The organism is Actinotignum sanguinis (assembly GCF_030230305.1).
GTDB lineage: Bacteria > Actinomycetota > Actinomycetes > Actinomycetales > Actinomycetaceae > Actinotignum > Actinotignum sanguinis.
On the sequence record NZ_JASPCQ010000003.1, the window covers coordinates 20459 to 41554 of the forward strand.

A 21096-nucleotide genomic window follows, 5' to 3' on the forward strand; every position below is an offset into this window, starting at 1 on the left:
CTACGGTGCCGAAATCTGGTCAAACGGTGCAGAAATCGCACGGAACGGTGCGAATGGCGCGGACGGGGCGGCGGCGTGGAACGGTGCGAAAATTGCGGAGAGCGGGGCTGCGGCGTGGAACAATGCGATAGCCGGTTGGTTCAGGATTAATGAACGACGACGGCGGTGGGCTCTGACACGTCGTACACCTGGCCAGGAACGGTGATCACGGTGGCCAGTGCTGCTGCTTTGAGGTCGGAACGCTGAGCATCACCCCAGATCACCTTCTGCCCGGAGGTGAGATCGAGCCCTACCCGCCCGCTATCGCTCACCGATACCCCGGCTACCTGGGCACGAACATCGTCTTTGAGACTGGAGAGGACATCGAGGGCGATACGGATTCCCGGACCATCATTCCCGTCCTCGGAGCGGGTGGCCGGCCCTGGCGTGAGACTTACCCGCGGGAGGCTTGCTTCCACCTCGGGGAGAACCGGGAAACTCACGCCGTCCCGGTCCATAGCCGAGCACGATCCTTTGTCCATCAGGCAGGCTACCGGCTCGCGTACGGTGAGGGTGACCTCCAGTCCGTGGAGGTAGCTGCGGCGTAGTTGCGCTTCCTTGATGGGCGGAAATTGCTCGCTTAGTTCGGTGGCGAGAGCTTCGGTATCCAGGCGTGGGAGCGGAATCCCGGAGCGTTCCGCGAGGGCGGCGGTGACGTCTTCCGCCGTCACCGCAGCGTTCGCGGGGATACCCGAGACGGTAATATCGCTGGCCCGCAAGGCCAGCAGCGGGCTAAAGAAGATTATCCAGGCCAGGGCGGCAAGCGCAGCGAATCCCGCACCGGCTACCCCGACGCGGCGCCAGCGTACCCGGCGTTTCTCGGAGGCTTTCTCTTCGAGGCGCTCGTCCAGGGATACCGTGGTGGTGCTCGCGAGATCGGCTAGCGGGGCGTCGCCGTCGTCGTATATCACCGGAGCGGTGGTGGCGGTGGGAACATAGGTGATCTCCGCACGCGGATTAATATCGCGCGCGGAGCGACGCCGGGATGGTTCTTTCACCGCGCCGTCCCCTCTCCCAGCAACGCTAGGATTTCGGGCCCCAGCGCGGTCACGTCACCGGCACCCATGGTGAGCAGCAGGTCCCCCGGCTTCGCGCTGGCTGCGAGCGCCCGGGCAGCTTCGTGTTTATCCGCAATAAAACACCCAGCGCCTCCCATGCGGGACGTGAGCATATCGCCCTCGATACCGTCGAAGGGTGTTTCGCGCGCCCCGTAGACGGCGGTGACAATGGCCGTATCGGCAAGCTTGAGGGCGGTGGCGAAACGGTCCGCGAAATTGCGAGTACGCGAATACAGGTGCGGCTGGAAAAGGACGCGCACGCTCCCCGCACCGGCCTCGGTGCGGGCGGCGCGCAAAGTAGCCTCCACTTCGGTGGGATGGTGAGCATAATCATCGAAGAGGCGCACTCCCCCGACCTCACCGCGTAGCTCGAAACGCCGCCCCGTCCCGGTAAAAGACTCCAGGCCGCGGGCGATATCGGCCAGGCTCACGCCCAGTTCCAGGCCAGCGGCGGCTGCCCCCGCCGCATTGAGTTCGTTATGGGCTCCGGGAACCTGGAGGGAGAGCGGTGCGCGCGTTTCCCCGCACCGTAGGGCTCCATCCTCAAGGGCTACATGGGACTCCGCACCGGGGAGCGGAGTGCCCCGCCCGTAACTAACCACCCGGATACCTTCGCGCACCGCTTGAGCACCCAGGCGGGCCGCGCCGGCGTCGTCGACGCACACGATGAGGAGTCCGCCGGGAATGATGCAGCGCGCGAATTCCGCGAAGGCTTCTTCAAAAGCTTCCCGGCTGCCGTAATGGTCGAGGTGATCGGGTTCGACATTGGTAACCACGGCAATACGAGGGCGATAGTTAAGGAAGGAAGCATCCGATTCATCGGCCTCGGCAACGAGGACCTGCCCGCTGCCCAAGTGGCCTCCGGAGCCGTGCCCGCGCACGCTCCCCCCAATCGCCCAGGATGGTTCTTGGCCCGCTTCATCCAGTGCCACCGCCAGCATCGCCGAGGTGGTGGTTTTTCCGTGGGCGCCGGCCACCGCCACAAAATCGCGGGTCCCGCTCGCGAGGGCAAGGGCTTGGGAACGGTGGATGACGCGGGCGCCGAGCTGGCGAGCCCGCGCGAGTTCCGGGTTATCTTCCCTGATGGCCGAGGATACCGCCACGAGGGTGTCGGCGCTGATGCGTGCGGGATCCGTTCCGATCCACAGGGTGATTCCGGAATCCGCCAAGCGCTCCGTGGTGGCCGAGGCACGGGCATCGGAGCCGGTCACGGTCCAGCCCTCAGCGTGGAGCAGATCGGCGATAACGCTCATGCCCGCCCCGCCGATGCCGATGAGATGGATATGTGTCACCTGAGAACCTCCTCGATAAGATCGGCGAGCCGGGCCGCACCGTCGGCCGGACAGATGGCGCGCGAAGCCTGGGCCATACGGGTGCGGGCGGACGTATCGGTAACAATGTCCAGTACGGTGCCCACCGAGTCCGCAGTGAACTGGGCATTAGGGATGAGCAGCGCCCCTCCAGCGGCTACCACATCGGCCGCATTACGCGCCTGTTCCCCGTTGCCAATGGGGAGCGGAACGAAGACCGCGGGGATCCCCAAGGCGGAAACTTCTGCCACGGTACCGGCGCCGGCACGGCACACCACAGTATCCGCCACCGCGTAGGCAAGTTCCATTTCTTCCAGGTATTCGAGCACGTGGTAGCTGGGGATAGTGGCGGCGGCGCGCTGGGCCTCGGCGGCTTTCCCTCGCCCGGTGAGGTGGAGAAGCTGGACGCCGGCGGCGGCGCAGCGGGGGGCAGCGGCAGTCATGACGTCATTGAGGTGGGCAGCGCCCAGGGAGCCCCCGGTGACCACGAGGGTGGGTAAGTGCGGATCTAATCCCAGACGCGCTGCGGCTACGGTGCGTGCCTCCGCTCTATCGGCGCTGGCGAGGGCAGCAATGGCGGGACGTAGCGGCAGCCCGACGGTGCGGGTGATGCCGCGCGCAGCACGGAGCGGCGTGGAGGGGAACGTGAGGCCAACGGCAGCCGCGCCCCGCGCCCCGAGTTTATTGGCCAAACCCGGCAGTGCGTTCTGTTCATGCACCACTACTGGGATACCGGCACGGCGCGCCGCAGCGTAGACGGGGGTGGAGGCGAAACCACCGAAGCCGACCGCAAGCGTGGCACCGACACCGGTGAGAATACGGCGGGCTTGGCGCACCGACCGTGGGAAAGCAACGGGGAAACGTAGCGCGTCCCTGTCGGGACGGCGCGGGAACGGTGCGCGTTCCACGGTGGCGAAGTCGAAGCCGCTGGCCGGAACGAGGTCTTTTTCCATGCCCGTGGCGGTGCCGACCACGAGGATACGGTGCCCGCGCCCGGCGAGTTCGTGGGCGGTGGCCAGTAGCGGATTGACGTGCCCGGCGGTTCCCCCGCCGGCGAGCACTAGTGTCACGAGGTCCTCCTGATAACTGCGCGCACCCGGCCCGCGAGCGAGCTGGAGCGCCGGAACGATTCTTTCACGCCCGGGACCGCCAGGGCTGCCGCCACGCAGACTCCCACTGCCATGAGGCAGGAGATAACGGAGGAGCCACCCTGGCTCATGAAGGGTAGCGGTACCCCGAAAACGGGCAGCAGGCCGGTGACGACGAACATATTTGCTACGGCCTGTCCGCATAGCCACAGGGTGGCACCCCCGGCAATGAAACGGCCGAAACGGTGCGGGTGGTACATGCAGATGGTGAGGAGGGCGTAGCCGATTGTGCCGAGAAGCACGATGACGACGGCGCATCCGAAGAACCCGAGTTCTTCTCCCACCACCGCGAAGATGAAGTCGGTATGTGCTTCGGCGAGGTTCCCGGGCCATTTTTCAATTCCGGTGCCCAGGCCGGAGCCGCCCGGCCCCCCGGAACCGAAAGCCCAGAGCGCGTAATCGGCCTGGGAGGGGGTTTGCCCAGTAGGAAGGGTGAAGAGGTTTTGGAAGAAGTCCTGGATGCGGGTGATGCGCGAGCGGCTCGAGAAAATAAGAACGACGACGAGGAAGAAGCCCAGCGCTCCGCTGATAAGGAAATAGCGTCCCGGGAAGCCGGCCATCCAGAACATTCCCACTCCGATAAGGAGGAAGATGAGGGCGGTTCCCATATCGCCACCTACGAGCACCACGCCGATGGCCGCGCCGGTGATGACAATGGGGATGCTCCAGTCGGAAAGCTGGAAGTGGGCGCCGTGCACCATGCGCCCGAGCACCGCGGCTAGGGCCACCACCATGGCGAGTTTGAGGAATTCGGAGGGCTGGAGCCGGATAGGGCCGAAGGCAATCCAGTTACGGTTGCCGGCAACGGAGGCACCCAGCGGGGTGAGCACGAGGAGCTGCAAACCTATCCCGAAGCCGAGGGCTAGGCCCCATAGGCGCTGGAAAACAGCGAGGGGAATACGTGCGCAGATCACCGCCAAGATGGTGCCGATTGCGGCGTAGGCCATCTGCAAATAGGCCGAGCGGAACAGGTTGGGGCCGTCTTCGTATTCGGCTCGCACCGCCCCGGGGGTAATGGCGGAAAACACCATGAGGAGCCCGAGGAGGGTAAGGATCGCGGTAGCCACCACGAGAAGGAGGATGGAACGGTGCATAACGTTGCGTACACGTTCCTCCGGGACGCTCGGGGCCTGCGGCTTCTCGATCCGATCACGCATGAGGCGTCCCCGTGGAGCTATCCTGTGCGCCGTTTTCCCGCGCCGTTTCCTCCGCCGGGGCACCGTCTCCCGGCAAGGCGTCGCCCTCCGACGAGGTGCCGCCCGCTGGCGGTGCGGGCAGGGCGCGCACGGCCGCGGCGAAACGATCACCGCGATCCGCGTACGACGTGAATTGATCCATGGACGCACTGGCGGGGGCCAGCATGACCGTATCCCCCGCTTGCGCGTAGCGCGAAGCAGCCAGCACCGCGCGCGCCATCGGTTCGGAAGCCGCCGGGTCAATATAGGTAACGGGAAGATTTGCTCCGTCCAAAGCAGCGTGCCAAGGTTCTTGGTTGACACCAATAACAACGACGGCGCGCAATTTATCCCGCACCTGCGCCACGAGGGATTCAAAGCGGGCCCCCTTGGGTTGCCCGCCCACGATCCATACACAGCTACCTTCAGCCAGTGCGGACACAGAAGCGAGAGCGGCGTGGGCATTAGTGGCCTTGGAGTCATCCACGTAGCGCACCCCGGCCCGTTCGCTCACCGTCTCGATGCGGTGGTGGCCCGGGCGCATATGCCGGAGTCCGGCGCGTACCACCTCCGCGGGAATATCGATGGCCCGAGTGAGGGCCACGGCGGCCAGGGCGTCCCAGATGAGGTGGCGCGGAAGCGCCGCAGTGGTGGGAGCCAGCTGGGCGACGTCGTTCAAAGAAGCAATCTCCACGGCGCTACTCCACCGATGCTTCCCGTAGGCACGGTCCACGATAAGGCCGTCCACGATGCCGATCTGGCCGACGGCGGGAATGCCGGTTGTAATGCCAATGGCGCGGGCACCTTCACGCACATCCGCGTTATCGACCATGCTTTGAACGGTGCTATCGCCCACCGGGTAAATCGCAGCGGTGCGCACATGCTCGTAAATGCGGGCTTTCGCGGCGGCGTAGGCAGCGCGGCTACCGTGCCATTCGAGGTGGTCATCGGCAATATTGAGGCAGATGCTGGCGGCCGACTCCATGGTGTGGGTGGTGCGCAACTGGAAAGAAGATAGTTCCAGAGCAAAGGCTTGCGGGGCGTCCGGGCCGGTGGCGCTCACGGCGGTGACTGCGGGATTACCGACGTTCCCGATGGGTTCACCGCCCAGGTGCGCGGCACACAAAATATGAGACGCCATGGTCACCGTGGTGGTCTTCCCATTGGTGCCGGTCACGGCAAGCCACGGAGCGGCGTTCCCCGCACCGTCGTGCGCGCGCAGGCGCCAGGCAAGTTCGATTTCCGACCACAGCTCAGTACCGTGGTCAGCAGCTGCGGCAAAAAGCGGGCCGATTTCGGGAATGGCGGGGGCGGGGATGATGATGTCAGGCCGCCAGACCAGCACTTTGCGCGCCAGCTCTGCCGGAGTTGGGTCGCTCCCGCCGGTGTCCACGGGGAGGGCGGTAACCGCCCCAAGTTTGGTGATATCGGCGTCCCACACGCTCACACGCGCGTCGGTGAGCTCGGTCAGTGCCCGCGCGCAGGCCCGCCCTGATTTTCCTAAACCGACGACGGCGATACGGCGCCCTGCCAGCTCCGCCGCGCCCGGATGTTGCCACTCACTCATCTTTGCATCAACCACTCAGCGTAAAAAATACCCAGGGCGATAAAGCCGCACAGGGCTTGAATCACCCAGAAGCGCACCACAACCGTGACTTCGTTCCATCCTTTGAGTTCGAAGTGGTGGTGGATGGGTGCCATACGGAATACCCGTTTTCGTGTCATTTTGAAAACACCCACTTGGACAACATCGGAGATAACTTCCAGGAGGTAGAGCCCGCCGATGAGCACGGCGAGGAATTCGGTGTGGGTGTAGATAGACATTCCCGCGAAGACGCCCCCCAGGGCGAGGGAGCCGGTATCCCCCATGAAGATTTGCGCCGGCGAGGTGTTCCACCAGAGGAATCCGATGAGTGCCCCGACGAGGGCGACCGCGATGATGTTGAGATCGCGCGGGTCGCGGATGGGGTAGCACCCCGGTGCGGCATCCACGAGGCCATAGCAGGGGTGGTTGCTTTGCCACATGGTAATAAGGGTGTAAACACCGAAGGCGATGATGGAGGCACCGGTGGAAAGGCCGTCGAGGCCGTCAGTGAGATTGACGGCATTGGACCAGGCGGTGATGAGGAAATTCGCCCAAATAATAAAAAGAATAATGCCGACGGCGGTGCCGGCGAAGGCGAGACTCAGGCCGGTATCGCGCACGTGGGAAATACGCATGGATGCCGGAGTTCGGTTATTTTCATCTGCGAACATGAGGGAGAGCACCGCGAAGGCGACGCCGACAATCCCCAGGCCAGCGATTTTTGCCCAGGGGGTGAGGCCCAGGCTTTGTTTGCGGGAAATCTTGGTGAAATCATCAGCGAAACCCACGCCCGCCATACCGATCATGAGGCCGAGGAGGAGAATCCCGGACATACCCGGGCTGCGTCCGGCCCCAATATTGCCCACCAGGTAGCCGATAACAACCGCCGCAACAATGGCGAGGCCACCCATGGTGGGGGTGCCGCGTTTAACCAGGTGCGAGGTGGGGCCATCCTGGCGTATGAATTGACCAAATTGTTTACGCACGAGAAAACGGATGAGAAGCGGGGTCCCGAATAGGGTGACGAGAAGCGAGACCGCAAAAGCGATAATAAGCGCGAGCACTATTCCCCCTTGAGACGGGTGGCGATGTGCCACACGCCCGAACCGTGCGAACCTTTGATGAGGAGTGCCCCATCCTCATTGAGCATATCGGAGAGCGCCGCCTCCGCTTCTTCCCACGCGCCGACGGAGCGGGCGGTGATGCCGGCATCACGGGCTGCCGCCGCGAGGGCTGCCATATGAGGCCCCACTGCAATAAGAAGGCTCACGCCGGCCGCTTGCAGAGCCGGGAGGAGGGCGAGGTGTTCTTCCCGGGAGGCCGCGCCGAGTTCAAGCATATCGCCAAGAATCGCGGCCTTGCGCCCGTTTCCGAGCTGTCCGAGCGCGGCGATGCCGGCGCGCATGGAATCCGGGTTGGCATTGTAGGAGTCATCGATGATCAGCGTGGAGCCACGGCGGAACACATCCATACGGTGGGCGCTGGCCGGCCCGCTCGCCAGTCCCGCCACGATGGCGGGCAGGCTCACCCCAGCGGCGCTGGCGGCGGCTGCGGCCGCGAGTGCGTTCATGACTTGGTGCTCCCCTACGAGCCCGAGGCTGACCGTTGGAGCGGACGGCGCAGTGGAGGCAGGCGGCGCTGATGGCGCGGACGGGGCGAATGGCGCTGACGGCGCGGACGGGGCTGAGAGCACGGCGGGCGCGGAGCTAGCTGCGCCGTCGTTCATATGCAGAGTGAAACTGGCCCGACCGTCACTCCCGAGAGCGATATCGGTTGCGGTCACGTCCGCCGGATTCACACGCCCGAAGGTACGCACCCGTCCACTCGCAACTCGCCCGGCCATAGCCGCAACCCGCGGATCATCGGCGTTGAGGATGGCGATCCCGTCCTCGCGCAGCCCTTCCACAAGTTCTGCTTTAGCGCGCGCCACATTCTCAATTCCACCAAATTCACCCAGGTGCGCGCGGGCCACCACGAGCACCACGGCGATATCCGGGGGTGCGATGGAGGTGAGGTAGGCAAGGTTGCCGATATGGTCGGCACCCATTTCCGCCACGAGAGTGGAAGTGCTTGCGTCAACACGAAGCACCGTGAGCGGCAAGCCGATTTCGTTATTGAGTGATCCTGGTGGGGCAACCACGTCACCGCGTTCCCGGCATATCGCGGCAAGAAGATCCTTAGTGGTCGTTTTCCCTACGCTCCCGGTCACCGCGATAACCCGCAAGTCGGGATTGAGTTGGCGAGCCAGCTCAAGATTATGCCGGGCCAGGCGTCCGAGCGCCGCGGGGATATTATCGACCACGATAATACGCTCAGCTTCGGCGCCGCCGGCCAGGGCTGCCGGGCCGTCTTCGGTGAGAATGAGGCTGGCTCCTGCCGCGCGCGCCTGGCCGCTCAGGGTATTCGCGTCCACGCGCGCGCCTTTCACGGCGGCAAATAGCGCACCGGGAGTGATGGCGCGGGTATCGATAACCGCCCCGGTAACCTCACTATCGCTCAGCGGTGCGAGCGCGGTCCCGGCGACAGCGGCGATAACCTCCGCGGAGGACATGGGAATCATTGCGTGTCTTTCTGTTCTTGCGTGTTTTTGTTGAGGGCGCCGCGGCGAGCTCGGTCAGCTAACGCCACCCGTGCTACTTCTCGGTCGTCCAGCGGAATGTTACGCCCCCCGGCCAACGGTTGATAAGTTTCGTGCCCGCGCCCGGCCAGCAGCACGGTGTCCTCCGGTGTCGCCTCAAGAATAGCGGTGCGCATGGCGGTGGTCCGATCAGCGATGTCCACGATGCGGGCCGAGCTGTGCGCGCTGCGGGCTCCGTCCAGGAGTGCGGCTCGAATGGGAGCAGGATCTTCGTCGTGCGGATCATCGTCCGTAATGTAAACAACATCGGCCAGTTCGGCTACTGCCCGCCCCATCTCGGGACGTTTGTCCACATCGCGTTCCCCGGCGCTTCCGGTTACGACGATGAGCTCACCGGAGGTGGTGGGGCGCAACGCGTTCATGGCCAGACGCAACGCCGCGGTATTATGCGCAAAATCGACGACGACGCGCGGCGCGCTGCCCACTACTTCCATGCGGCCGGGAACTTGTGGGGTGAGCCCGGCCCCTACCACAGCACCGACGGCGCGCCTGTCTGCCCCGCTTTCCAGCACCATGGCGACCGCGAGCGCGGTATTGGCGATATTGAAATCTCCGGGTAGGCCGGTGCGCACCGTCATTTCCCAGCCGTTGCTATGCGCCAGGGTAAAGGAGGTAACGGGGCCACGCTCGATATCGCATACCTGGTATCCGCAGCGGCCACCAAGCCCGGAGAACACCGCGAGGGCCACGGTGGGAACCTCGGTTTCCCCAGCCAGGCGCCGGCCCCAGTCATCATCAACGGTGATAACCGCCTTCCGCGAACAGGCCGGCGTGAAGAGGCTGCGTTTAGCTTGATAGTAGTTTTCCATGGTGTGGTGGTAGTCGAGATGATCCCGAGTGAGATTGGTGAACCCTGCCACGCTGAAAACCACGGGGCTGGTACGGTGCTGGGCCAGCGCGTGGGAGGAAACTTCCATGGAAACATCCGTCCCGCCCCGTTCGACGAGGAGTGCTAGCAGCGCCTGGAGATCCGCGGGCATGGGCGTGGTCAGACGCGCTGGGGCGCACAGGTCCGCAATTTTTGTTTCCACGGTTCCTACCAGCCCGGTGGTGCGGTCCAGCGCGGTGAGCAAGCCGTCCAGGAGGTACGTCGTCGTTGTTTTACCGTTGGTGCCGGTCACCGCGAAGCTACGCAAGCGCTCGGCCGGGTTTCCGTAGATGCGTGCCGCAATGGCACCCAGGTGCGCAGCCGGATCCTCCATAACGACTAGCGGAAGATCCAGGCCGGCCTGCCTGATAAGAACGGCACCGGTCGCATCGGTGAGGATGGCGCGGGCGCCCCGCTGCACCGCCTGGCTAGCAAAGCGCGCCCCGTGAGCGTGGGCGCCAGGTAGCGCGGCAAAGAGTGCGCCGTCGTGCACCGCGCGCGAATCTGCGGTTACGGAGGTGACGGTGGTACCGGGGGCGCTGCTCGGATCCGTATCGTCAGCGTGCACGTCTCCCGCGAAAACGTGCACGTCCGCGCCCGGAATCTCATTGAGCGCGACCGGGCGCACCTGTGGAAGGGGGAATTCGTCACTCACTAGTTGCCTACCTCGGATGAGAACCACGGATATTTAAAAAGCGGAACGGTGCTGGGCGGCACGCCTAGGTGCCGCATCGCGAAGGGCGCGAAGTTCGCGAAAACAGGCACCGCGGTGTCACCACCGTATCCGGCCCCGGCCCCGCCGTAGACCGCGATTGCCACCGCAATTTGCGGGTCTTCGGCCGGGATGGCCGCAATAAAGGTACCTACACGCCGGGTGAGGTTTCCGTTGGCGTCCGGAACCTGGGCGGTACCTGTTTTGCCGGCCACGTTGTAACCGGGAACTTTCCCGCGCCACCCGGTGGATTGGTTATTGGTGACCGCTTGCATCATATTCATCATGGTGCCCGCGGATTCCTCACTCATAACACGGTGGCTTTCCCCGGGAACGGTGGGGGTGGTGCGCCCGCTAGCATCGGTGGTGGAGTCCACAACATGGAGGGGTATATACACTCCCCCGTTGGCGATGGTGGCTCCGATCTGCCCGAGTTGCACCGTGGTAGCTGCCCACCCCTGCCCGAACATGGTGGTGTAGCGATCACGCTGCCCCCACTGCTCCGGCGGGCGCAAAATGCCACCCGATTCAGCCGGCAGTTCTATCCCGGTGGGGCTACCCAACCCGTAGCTGCGCATATAGTCATAGCGCACGTTATCGTCCACCGTGTCACCGATCTGAACGAGTCCGGTGTTATAGGACTGCGCGAGAATCCCTGCCACCGTCATCCCCTGGGTGGGATGCGGGTCATTATCGGAAATACTTTCGCCATTGGGCATGGTGATGGTGTCCGGCACCGTGAACTGGGTGAGCGGGGTGACGGTGCCGGTATCAATAGCTGCGGTGAAGGTGGGGAGCTTGCCTGAAGATCCCGGCTCGACCGGTGCCTGCACGGCACGCGAACCCCAAGAATCCGGACTCGCTTCCTGGAGGCGCGAAGGATCGGGAGCGTGGGAATCGGCAAGGGCGAGCACCCGCCCCGTCCCCACTTCAATAACAACGGCGGCGCCCCAATCCGCGGCATTGGCATCCACCGAGGCGTCGAGGGATTCCATGAGTGCGTTTTGCAGGTCGCGGTCGATTGTCAATTTCACGTTCGCACCGTTAACCGGATCCACGCGCTCGGTTTTTCCGTTCGGTACGACGGCGCCGCCTCCGGCGGTTTGCACCGTCAAGCGCCCATCCGTGCCAGAAAGGGCATCGTTAAACGTGCGCTCAATTCCGGCTTGCCCGGTGGGAACCGGGTTTTCCGCTGTTTCCCCCACGTAGCCGAGGACGTTTCCAGCCACCGATCCATTGGGGTATTCGCGTTTCATAAACTGTTCGGGTTCGATACCCGGAATTCCTAAGGAGTTGATTTCCCGCCATTTTTCGGGGGAAATATCGCGGGCGATATACACAAAGGTTGATTTTTTCTCACCGCCCAGGAGAGTGCCTCCCAATTCCGCTCGATCCACGCCGAGCAGGGGCGCGAGCACTTTCGCAGCTTCTGCCGCCCCGGTGCCTTCCACGATGAGCTGGTCATTGGCATCCAGGACGTAGTCCCCGTTGTCATCAGTTTTGTAGTGCTGGTAGGAACCGATGAGATTCTGGTTGACGCCCACGTTGTAGCGTTCCACTGAGGTCGCCAAAACCGCCCCGTTGGTGTCCACGATATCGCCACGTTTGGCCTGCAAAGTGTAGGTACGAGTACGAAACGCGTCCGCTGAAGCAGCCAGGGCATCGGCACGAATAAACTGCAAATCGATGAGCCGTACCCCGAGGATCCCCAGCGCGAAGAAGAAGATAATCGCCATGGTGCGCACGCGCCGTACGTGCGGCTGCGCGGCCTTCCAGCGGCGGGCTAGTTCCTTCATGCGCTCTTCCTTCGTGTCACTCCCCCGGAATCGGAGCAAGAATCGTAGCGGACCCCAGGTCCATATGCTGAACGTCCGTGGCGGGGACGAGGCCGAGGGCCTGCGCGCGTTCCTTGAGACCTTGCGGAGTGGAGGCCCCCACGACTTCATCCGTGAGGGTGGACTCCACCGATTGCGCGACCGCCAGCTCCTGCTTGACGGAGCGGATTTCGTACGCCGTGCCTACCATACGCGTATTAAGTGCAAAAACTGTGGCAAACGCGCCGAAGAAGAGTGCCAAGCATATGATTACGGTCCCGAGAAAGCCACGGTGCGCCGCCGGAGTGGGGATAAGCGTGAGTTCGGGACGCCCCGAGATCACGGGACGGGTACGCGGCGCTGCAACAGCGTGGGGCTGTGCGCTCATAGCTGACCTCCGGGACGGATTTTCTCGGCAGCGCGTAAGCGAACGGACGCGGACCGGGAGTTGCGGGTGATTTCTTCTTCGTTAGCTCGGATAGCTCCTCGGGTGAGGAGCTCCAACCAAGGTTTATGTTCTTCAAGTTCAACGGGCAGTCCCCTGGGTGCCCGGGAGGTGGCCCCGGCGGCAAAAGCCCGTTTCACCAGCCGATCTTCCAGGGATTGATAAGCTTCGACGACGATGCGCCCACCCACCCGCAAACTGGCGAGCGCTGCCGGCAACGCCCGCTCGAGTGTTCCGAGTTCGTCATTCACCGCAATGCGCAGTGCCTGGAAGGTGCGCTTGGCGGGGTTCCCCCCGGTGCGCCGCGCCGGGGCTGGGATGGAAGAACGTACGATATCCACCAATTCGCCGGTACGGAGCAACGGGGCACTGGCGCGCCGTTGCACAACGGCGGTGGCGATACGGTGGGCGAATTTTTCCTCCCCGTACTCGCGCAAAATCCGGGTGAGCTCGCGTACCGATTCTTCCGCGAGGATATCCGCGGCGGTGCGCCCGACCTGGGCGTTCATACGCATATCAAGCGGGGCGTCATGCGAGTAGGAGAACCCGCGCTCAGTTTCATCCAATTGCAGGGAGGACACTCCCAAATCCATGAGGATTCCATCTACGGGGCGATTTCCCGCTGCCGCGGCCACGTCGTCGTACGTGGTTTGGACGGGGCGGAACCGTTTGCCGAAACGGGCCAAGCGCTCCCCCGCCAAGGCAATGGCGGCAGGGTCGCGGTCGATTCCGATAACAGTGAGGTTTTCAAAACGCTCAAGGAAAGCTTCGGTGTGTCCGCCCATCCCGAGCGTGCAGTCAATGAGGACAGGAGCGGGAACCTGGAAGGCGGGGGCGAGGAGTTCGATGCAGGTGTCCACGAGCACCGGGGCATGCAGCGCGTTCCCAGCGGCGCGCGGCGCGCCCGAGGTGCGTGCTGTCTCCATTCTGTGCCCTTCTCATTGCGGCGCCCGCGATAGTGATCCCCCGCGAGTGATCTGAAGCTGGGGAAGTGCCTCAGAGCTCTCGCGAAAGACCGCCACCGCGATCACGCGATTCCTAGAAGAGGCCGGGGATGACCTCTTCCTCCCTATCGGCGAAAGCCGATTCTTGATCCTCCAGATAGGCCGCCCACGCGGCGCTATCCCAGATTTCGACTCGGTTGCCCGTGCCGATAACCGCGAGGTTGCGATCCAGACCCGCGTACGTGCGCAGCATTGCCGGAATGGTGATTCGCCCCTGTTTATCAGGGATGTCATCCACGGCGCCGGAGAGCAGTACGCGGGTATATGACCGCGCCTCTTTAGACGTCAAGGGGGCTTTGGCCAGGGTCTGCTGCAATTCCACAAAATCCGCGAGCGGAAAAACGTAGATGCAGTGTTCCTGACCGCGCGTCATCACCAGCCCGCCCTGGAGCTGATCACGAAATTTGGCGGGCAGAATAATTCGACCTTTGTCGTCCAATTTGGGCTCATACGTGCCGAGGAACATCTACCGCACCCCCTCCCGTGGCGCTTACCTCCACTTTACTCCACTTTCCTCCACCAGTTTGCCATGACGAGGGTATGTCGCGCTAGTGATTCTCAGAAAAGCCCGTGATCACAGGGGAAAACTGAGTGGAGTGCACGTGGAGTGTGGTGGGGTATTCAGGGGTGAGGAATGCCAGATCCATATGCGAGGCATTCCGTGGAGCAGAATGGTCAGTGGAGCGAGGGCACTTTCACCCAGCTGCGCCGTCGTACCTCAGAAAAAGAAAACGGTGAGAGGATCGATATCCTCTCACCGTTACGGGTGCTGAGTTTGAGTTACCGGCCGAACCGGTGCGGCACGCGAATCTAGTGGTCGCCGCGGCGGCGCTTTTCCCAAATTTCTTGCTGGCGCTGCATAAAGGACGATACTCCGCGCGGCCCCGCCGAACTCGGGGATGCCGCGCCGCCGGCAGGCACCGCGACTTTCTCCGTATGTACGCCCGCGAGCGCGTACCACACCGAGGCAAACATAATGATGACACCGAGCAAACCGAGCCACCACATCTTCGGTGCAGAAATCCCACCGATCAGAATGGCGATGCCCGCGACCAGCCCGAGAATCCCCAGTACGAGATTGCGCACGGACAGCTGCCGACTGATGGCTTCTACTTCCGGAGCAGCGGGCTTCATATTACGCGCGAAGCTGGGATCCTCGTTGGTGAGCTGCGCTTCCAGCTCAGCGAGCATCTTCTTCTCGTAGTCCGATAGGGCCACTGTGCCTCCTTGTTACTGTACTGCTGCCAGTCTACCGTGCCCCGTGGGCCAGCGTCACGATATGTTGTGTCACGATACACCGTTTCCGCGCCCTGCGCGCCCACCGGGTGCGACGTCGCCGCGCCCCGTTCTATCGCGCCCCGGTCCACCATGCCCCGTTCCGGCGCCTCCCGCACCATCGCCATCGCCCGCCCCATCGCCGTGGCCCGTACCCGGCACCCGCAAAAGACTTGCCGGCCCGAGTGCCCCGGCTCCGAAACGCGAACGCACCGCATCCATAGCGCTTTCGGCTTCGCCGCGGCGCGGATCATCGTCGAAAGCGAGCTGCTGGAAACCGCCCTGCTCGCTCAGGTTTTCCACCCGCAGGCCCAGGAGCCGCAAGCCGGCGGTAGGGATCTCCACCCCGTCCAGCAGCTCGCGGGCGCGTTCGTAAATATCTGCGGCAACCTGGGTGGCTTGCGGCAGCGTTGCCGACCGGGTGATGGTGGTGAAGTCCGGGAACCGTACCTTAATCGCCACGGTGCGCCCGACCAGGTCTTTTGCGCGTAGTCGGGTGGCGGTGTCATGAGCCTGAGAAAGCAGAATCCGGTGGAGTTCGCCCCGGTCAGCCAGGGGGTCGAAAAAAGTTTCTTCGCGTCCGATGGATTTTTCCTCGCGACTCGGGGTGACGGGGCGCGGATCGACGCCGCTGGCCAGCTGGAAGAGGTGCTCCCCTGCCGCGGTTCCAACCAGGCGGCGGAGCTGATCAGGGCCGGCTGCGGCGACGTCGCCCACCGTTTCGATCCCGTGCAAACGCAAACGCTCCTCGGTGCGCCCGCCCACACCCCACAGCGCCCCGGCCGGTAAGTCGTGCAAAAACTCGAGGGTGGCCGCGGCGGGGATAAGGAGAAGCCCGTCTGGTTTGGCGTGCGCGGAGGCAATTTTGGCCACGTGTTTAGTAGCGGCGATCCCCACGGAAGCCGGCACCCCAACCTCGGCGCGGATCCGGGCGCGCAGCTGTTGGCCGATATGAACGGGAGAGCCGAAAAGCCGGCGTGCTCCCCCGACATCCAGAAAAGCTTCGTCCACGGAGAGCTGCTCAACCAGCGGGGTAACCTCCCGCAAAATCGCCATGATTTTTTCCGATACCGCGCGGTAAAGCTCCAGGCGCGGGGCCAGCATAATGAGATTCGGACAGCGCCGCCGTGCCTGCCCCACCGGCATCGCGGAATTCACGCCGAAAGCGCGTGCCTCGTAGGAGGCAGCGGCCACGACACCGCGTTCCTGGCCGCCCACCGCGACGGGACACCCGCGCAGCTCCGGATGGTCGAGAAGCTCCACGGATACGAAAAAAGCATCCATATCGATGTGGAGGATGGGAGTACGCGAATCGTCATCGCCCCAGGAATGGCGGGCAGCACGTGAGCGCGGTGCGCGTGACATAAGCCCTCCGTTTCCTAGGTTGCCCTCTGCTTCGTGTCCTCAGTTTCCCCTCGCTCGACCCTGCTCTCCGTTAGGCTGGAGCTGTGAGTGTGCCTACCGAACCCGTGCGAACTGATTATGCCCTCGCCGAACTAGATCGACGCTCGGATCGCCCGTCCCTCGTGACGCTCTACTTGGACGGAGTGGAATCATCCGCCCTGGACCTCGACGATCCCACCTATCTTGAATTCGAGTATATGCAACAGTTTAGGTGCATTCTTGAAGCCATGTACCCCAAGCGTCAGCCGCTGCGGGTACTCCACCTGGGAGCGGCCGGATGCGCTTTTCCGCGCGCCGTGGATGCCGCGCGGCCCGGCTCACGCCAGCTAGCGGCGGAAATCGACGGCAAACTCGCCACCTACGCACGCGAGTGGTTCGATCTGCCACCTTCCCCGCGCTTGCGTATCCGGGTGCAGGATGCGCGCGTCACCCTGGACACCACAGCGGCACGCTGGGACGTGGTCGTGCGCGATGCTTTTGCTGACCGTGATGTTCCGCCCCACTTACGTACCGGCGACGCCGCTGCGCGAGTCGCCCAGGTTTTGCAACCAGACGGCGTGTATCTCCTCAACTCAGTGGCTTCGACCGGCTTGACCCGCTTCGCGAATGAATCACGGGCCCTCCTCGAGCATTTCGAGCATGTGCTAGCGATTATGGATCCGGCGGTGCTGCGCGGGCGCCGCTTCGGCAATATTGTCTTGGCTGCCTCGCAGCGGGAATTCGCTTTCGCGCAGATCGAGCGGCTGGTACGCCGCCTCCCACTCCCCGCGCGCATGGTGGGGCGGGCGGATTTACGCCGGAGGGCTCGCGGCGCCATTCTCGAGCGGGATACCGATATCGGCTACTTGCCCGCTAGCACTCCCCTACCCGACGATTAGTCCGCGGCGTGCCGGCCGCGCGGCCGTTCGGTGCTCGGGTTGCCCTCCGGCTCGGGACGCTGGTCGCCCCGATCACGCTCGGTGCCGGAATGCTGCCCGTTACTGGCATGTTGCCAAGCAGCTCGCATATTTTCCAGACGTTCCGTCATCTGCGCCTGCTCGTTATCAGCGTGCTCTTTGCGCTTGACCATCGAAGCATCCACTCGCGCAAGGAAACTTTCCGCCGCACGCCCGATTTCATCGGCGCTGGGGACGGTGAGAGTATGCTGCGGGGCTTGGATAAGACCCGGATGCCCCTCCGCCCGATCATATTCGGTTTCCAGGGCCGCAACGATTTCCGCGAGCTGCTCATTGTGTTCGGTGAGCTGGGCGAGCTGCTCAGATTCTTCGGCGGCGCTAGCTTCCAAATCTCCGAGCGGCAGGCTCAACCCGGCCGTTTTTGCGAGCATGGAAAGCGCGCTAGCGGCCCCGGCCGCGTAATGATGCCCCGCTATATACATAGGGACGCGCACCGTTACGGAGAAGGTCGCCACGCCCATTTGACCTAGACTGTATTCCAAAAAATCCGAGAAAGAAGCCGGGTACCACACATCGGCTTCGAGCGCGGGAGCCACCGGTTCTGAATTGCGGGTGCGGATGAGCATATCGGGCTGGCGGGTATGGGGTAGCGCCCCGGCCACCGACCCGGCCCGGTAGAGGTGCTTGACCCCGAGCTGCGCGAAAACTGCCATGAGCTCGGAGTTCAGCCCCTGCCAGCAAAAATCAGGTTCGGTACCGAGCAGGAGCAAAAAAGAGGTGCCTTCAATATCTTTCGCGTGGAACAACCCGAGCGCCGGGATAGCGATATCTTCCAAAGCACCATTGAGGTAGTGCACCCGCGGACGCTGCGCTCGGTAATCGACCAGCCCGTCCACATGTATATCGGCCACCGGGCTGAGGTCCAGAGTATAGAGCTGGGAGGCAATGAGTTCGGATACCGAACCAATGTCATTGATGGGATCGGTGAGATGAACGACGACGCTATCGAAACGCTCCCCGTTCGCCCAGGCATCCTCATGTTCACCCTCACAGGGGTAGACGAAATAGTTCACCGCGCTCCTCCTCCCTCTCCAGCTCGCTAGCTTCCCTTCCAGCCTAGACTACCGGCCTGGCCGGGTGTGCCAGGCGCCGTCGTACCGCGGCAACAGCAATCGTGACAACGAGACGTAACCGAACACGGTTCCGGTATTCGCCACCGGCTGATCACTGTCGTTCCTGTCACCGCACTATAGCGCGCCCGGGCGTTTTCCGTCATAATTGATTGTTACTTTTTTCCAGGACACCACCCGATTATTTTCGGTCATCAGGAGGAGCCGCTCGTGGTCAACGATCCTCACAGCGCGCGCGAGGACGCGATACGGGAAGAACAGCTTTTCGTGGATACTGCGTATCACGCGCTTGATCGCCAACGCGAGGCCTACGCCCAGCGCCTGGCTGCCGTGCGCAGCCAGAGCGGTCAGGAAAGCGCCGGTGAGATGACCGAGCGGGATTCTTTCGCCACCCATTACGAAGATAATCTCACCCGTTTGCGGCGGGTTGAAAACCGGCTGGTTCTCGGGCGGCTCGATACTCGCGACGGTGAAACCGATCATATCGGACGAATCGGTTTGAAAGACGAAGCCGGAGAGATCTTGCTCCTGGACTGGCGTGCCCCGCAATCGGAACCCTTTTATCGCGCCACCGCTGCCCATCCGGGGAAGGTACGGCGGCGCCGCCATATTCAGACCCGCCTCCGCACGGTTACCGGGGTGGAAGATGAGCTTCTTGATTCCTCCCGTGCCTCCTCGGATCTCAATCTGACGGGCGAGGGCGCCCTCATGGCGGCGATGAATGCCGCGCGCGACGGGAAAATGAACGATATCGTCGCGACGATTCAGGCCGAACAGGACAGTATTATTCGCGCCGATTCCAATAATGTGCTGGTTGTTCAGGGCGGGCCCGGCACCGGAAAAACAGCGGTGGCTCTCCACCGCGCGGCCTATCTGCTCTATACCCACCGTGAGCGGCTGGCGCGCTCCGGGGTTCTTATTGTGGGTCCCTCGCCGGTCTTTTTGCGCTATATCGATCAGGTGTTGCCTTCACTGGGAGAATCGGATGTTGTGTCGACGACGATTGCCGGGCTGGTGCCCGGGGTGACCGTAAGCGCCGTCGATACTGCCCCGGCCGCGGAGGTTAAGGGGCGCCTTGTTTGGCGCACCATCGCCCCGCGGGCGGTGCGTACCCTCCTCGAGCGCCCGCTACGTAAGACCGTGCGGATGCGCATCAGCGGGGTTGATGTGCGCCTGACCCCGCAGGATGTAGACAACGCGCAGCGGCGGGCCCGCAGAACCGGTAAACGCCATAATGAGGCCCGCGATACCTACGCGAAGTACCTCGTGGATGTTTTAGCGCGCCAGGTGGCCGAGGGCCAGGACGTGGAGCTCTCGGAAAATCCGTGGATTATCGCCGATGTAGCAGAGAGCATTGATGCGCGCCGGGAAATCAATCTGCGCTGGATGCCGTCCTCCGCGGTGGCGCTGCTGGAACGCCTACTCACCAAACCGCATCTTCTTGCCGAGGTGGCGCCCGAACTCAGCGCTGCGGAACGAGCCGCGCTGCAGCGCCCGGCCGGGCACGGTATGACTATCGCCGATATTGCCCTCATTGATGAATTCGCTGAAGTTCTCGGGCCTTTTGCCACCGATGCGGAGCGCCATGCCCGGGCGGCGCGCGACGCGGCCGAACGCAATCGCCTGAGCTATGCCGGAGAAACAATGGAGGCGCTGGGCGTGGGCGGCGGAATTGTGAGCGCGGAACTGCTGGCTGAGCGCATGGGTGGGCGCGGGGACGGCAGCTCACTAGCCGAACGTGCTGCCGCGGATCGGACCTGGACCTATGGGCACGTCGTGGTCGATGAGGCCCAGGAGCTCTCCCCTATGCAGTGGGAAATGCTTATTCGGCGTAATCCCTCCCGCTCCATGACGGTGGTCGGTGACCTTGACCAACGCCCGGATGGTTCGCCGCGGGCCGGCTGGGAAGGGCTGGTGGGGCGCTTGGCTGATCGGGTACGCGTGGAAGAACTCACGGTGTCCTACCGAACTCCCGCCGTTATTTTGGATACGGCCGGGGCGGTGCAGCGCGCCGCCGGGGTTATGGTGCGCCCCGTGCGTGCAGCTCGCACCGAGGGCGGCGCCGTGGAGATCGCCCCGCGCTGCGCGCCCGGAACTCTTACCACAGGTGCTATTAAGGCGACGGCGCACGTGTGCGAACGTTTGGACAGGCGCTATGGTCATGCCGGGACCCTCGGCGTAATCGTGCCGGAGGCTCGAGTAGCCCCGGTGGCGCAAGCAATCGCAACGGCTCCGGAACTGGCCGGGTGGACTGTAGATGTCACCGGTCGTGATGTCACGGCCCGGATCCAGGTTCTCACGGCGGTGCAGTCCAAGGGCTTGGAATTTGACGCTGTTGTGTTACTGGAGCCACGCGAGATTTTGGCCGAAGGCCCGGGAAATATTTACGTGGCGATGACGCGCCCCACCCAGCTTCTCTCCGTGGTGTCCGAGGGCGATCTTCCGGACGGGCTCACCGCGAGCGCGGCGGGTGTTGGTTCCTAAAATTGCCCCCCCTGCACTGCGGCTGGGACGGCCGTGGACTGCGGACCGTTATGCAGTCACTCCGTGTGCCGTGGTTAGGCGTACTGCCCGTATACATACCGCGCTTACGCC

17 protein-coding genes are annotated in these 21096 nt (G+C 63.5%); 2 read left to right on the plus strand and 15 right to left on the minus strand.

The window, feature by feature from the left end; all coding sequences use genetic code 11:
* Window positions 1–146: 146 nt before the first annotated feature.
* The 14 genes from QP828_RS02395 to QP828_RS02460 form a co-directional block, all read right to left on the minus strand.
* Window positions 147–1037 (minus strand): cell division protein FtsQ/DivIB, encoded by an 891-nt coding sequence (locus QP828_RS02395; protein WP_126134618.1) that lies wholly within the window; start codon window positions 1035–1037, stop codon window positions 147–149.
* Complete coding sequence (gene murC / locus QP828_RS02400) at window positions 1034–2389, minus strand: UDP-N-acetylmuramate--L-alanine ligase (RefSeq protein WP_274733204.1); 1356 nt, start codon at window positions 2387–2389, stop codon at window positions 1034–1036. Before murC ends, QP828_RS02395 begins: the two co-directional genes overlap by 4 nt.
* Entirely contained in the window at window positions 2386–3477 is a 1092-nt protein-coding gene (murG, locus tag QP828_RS02405) for an undecaprenyldiphospho-muramoylpentapeptide beta-N-acetylglucosaminyltransferase (RefSeq protein ID WP_274733202.1), read from the minus strand. Before murG ends, murC begins: the two co-directional genes overlap by 4 nt.
* Window positions 3474–4712, minus strand: a complete 1239-nt coding sequence (locus QP828_RS02410; protein WP_274733200.1) for an FtsW/RodA/SpoVE family cell cycle protein — start codon at window positions 4710–4712, stop codon at window positions 3474–3476. The genes murG and QP828_RS02410 overlap by 4 nt, the downstream gene beginning before the upstream one ends.
* On the minus strand, window positions 4705–6297 hold the full coding sequence (murD, locus tag QP828_RS02415) for a UDP-N-acetylmuramoyl-L-alanine--D-glutamate ligase (RefSeq protein WP_284891199.1): 1593 nt from the start codon (window positions 6295–6297) through the stop codon (window positions 4705–4707). Before murD ends, QP828_RS02410 begins: the two co-directional genes overlap by 8 nt.
* A complete protein-coding gene (gene mraY, locus QP828_RS02420) occupies window positions 6294–7379 on the minus strand; it encodes a phospho-N-acetylmuramoyl-pentapeptide-transferase (RefSeq protein WP_016442544.1) in 1086 nt (361 codons plus the stop codon). The genes murD and mraY overlap by 4 nt, the downstream gene beginning before the upstream one ends.
* Window positions 7379–8866 (minus strand): UDP-N-acetylmuramoyl-tripeptide--D-alanyl-D-alanine ligase, encoded by a 1488-nt coding sequence (locus QP828_RS02425; RefSeq protein WP_274733197.1) that lies wholly within the window; start codon window positions 8864–8866, stop codon window positions 7379–7381. The genes mraY and QP828_RS02425 overlap by 1 nt, the downstream gene beginning before the upstream one ends.
* A gap of 5 nt (window positions 8867–8871) precedes the next feature.
* Window positions 8872–10476: a UDP-N-acetylmuramoyl-L-alanyl-D-glutamate--2,6-diaminopimelate ligase gene (locus QP828_RS02430; protein ID WP_274733195.1), complete on the minus strand. Its 1605-nt coding sequence runs from the start codon at window positions 10474–10476 to the stop codon at window positions 8872–8874.
* Window positions 10476–12329: a peptidoglycan D,D-transpeptidase FtsI family protein gene (locus QP828_RS02435; RefSeq protein ID WP_274733193.1), complete on the minus strand. Its 1854-nt coding sequence runs from the start codon at window positions 12327–12329 to the stop codon at window positions 10476–10478. The genes QP828_RS02430 and QP828_RS02435 overlap by 1 nt, the downstream gene beginning before the upstream one ends.
* 16 nt (window positions 12330–12345) lie before the next feature.
* Window positions 12346–12735, minus strand: coding sequence for a cell division protein FtsL (ftsL, locus tag QP828_RS08805; protein ID WP_016442540.1), 390 nt, complete (start codon window positions 12733–12735; stop codon window positions 12346–12348).
* Window positions 12732–13718, minus strand: a complete 987-nt coding sequence (gene rsmH, locus QP828_RS02445; protein WP_274733190.1) for a 16S rRNA (cytosine(1402)-N(4))-methyltransferase RsmH — start codon at window positions 13716–13718, stop codon at window positions 12732–12734. Before rsmH ends, ftsL begins: the two co-directional genes overlap by 4 nt.
* Before the next feature lie 112 nt (window positions 13719–13830).
* Window positions 13831–14262, minus strand: coding sequence for a division/cell wall cluster transcriptional repressor MraZ (gene mraZ / locus QP828_RS02450; protein ID WP_016442538.1), 432 nt, complete (start codon window positions 14260–14262; stop codon window positions 13831–13833).
* 344 nt (window positions 14263–14606) lie between these two features.
* Entirely contained in the window at window positions 14607–15014 is a 408-nt protein-coding gene (locus QP828_RS02455) for a DUF3040 domain-containing protein (RefSeq protein WP_126134629.1), read from the minus strand.
* 69 nt (window positions 15015–15083) lie between these two features.
* A complete protein-coding gene (locus tag QP828_RS02460) occupies window positions 15084–16436 on the minus strand; it encodes a DNA polymerase IV (protein ID WP_274733186.1) in 1353 nt (450 codons plus the stop codon).
* Window positions 16437–16519: 83 nt separating this feature from the next.
* Here QP828_RS02460 and QP828_RS02465 point away from each other — a divergent pair, with 83 nt between their 5' ends.
* Window positions 16520–17353 (plus strand): spermidine synthase, encoded by an 834-nt coding sequence (locus tag QP828_RS02465; RefSeq protein ID WP_311373469.1) that lies wholly within the window; start codon window positions 16520–16522, stop codon window positions 17351–17353.
* Here the strand turns inward: QP828_RS02465 and QP828_RS02470 are convergent.
* On the minus strand, window positions 17350–18444 hold the full coding sequence (locus QP828_RS02470) for a PAC2 family protein (protein ID WP_274778466.1): 1095 nt from the start codon (window positions 18442–18444) through the stop codon (window positions 17350–17352). The two genes, QP828_RS02465 and QP828_RS02470, sit on opposite strands and share 4 nt — an antisense overlap.
* Window positions 18445–18711: 267 nt before the next feature.
* On the opposite strand from QP828_RS02470, the gene QP828_RS02475 reads away from it, so the two are divergent.
* A complete protein-coding gene (locus QP828_RS02475; RefSeq protein WP_274778465.1) occupies window positions 18712–20985 on the plus strand; it encodes a HelD family protein in 2274 nt (757 codons plus the stop codon).
* The last annotated feature ends 111 nt before the right edge of the window (window positions 20986–21096 follow it).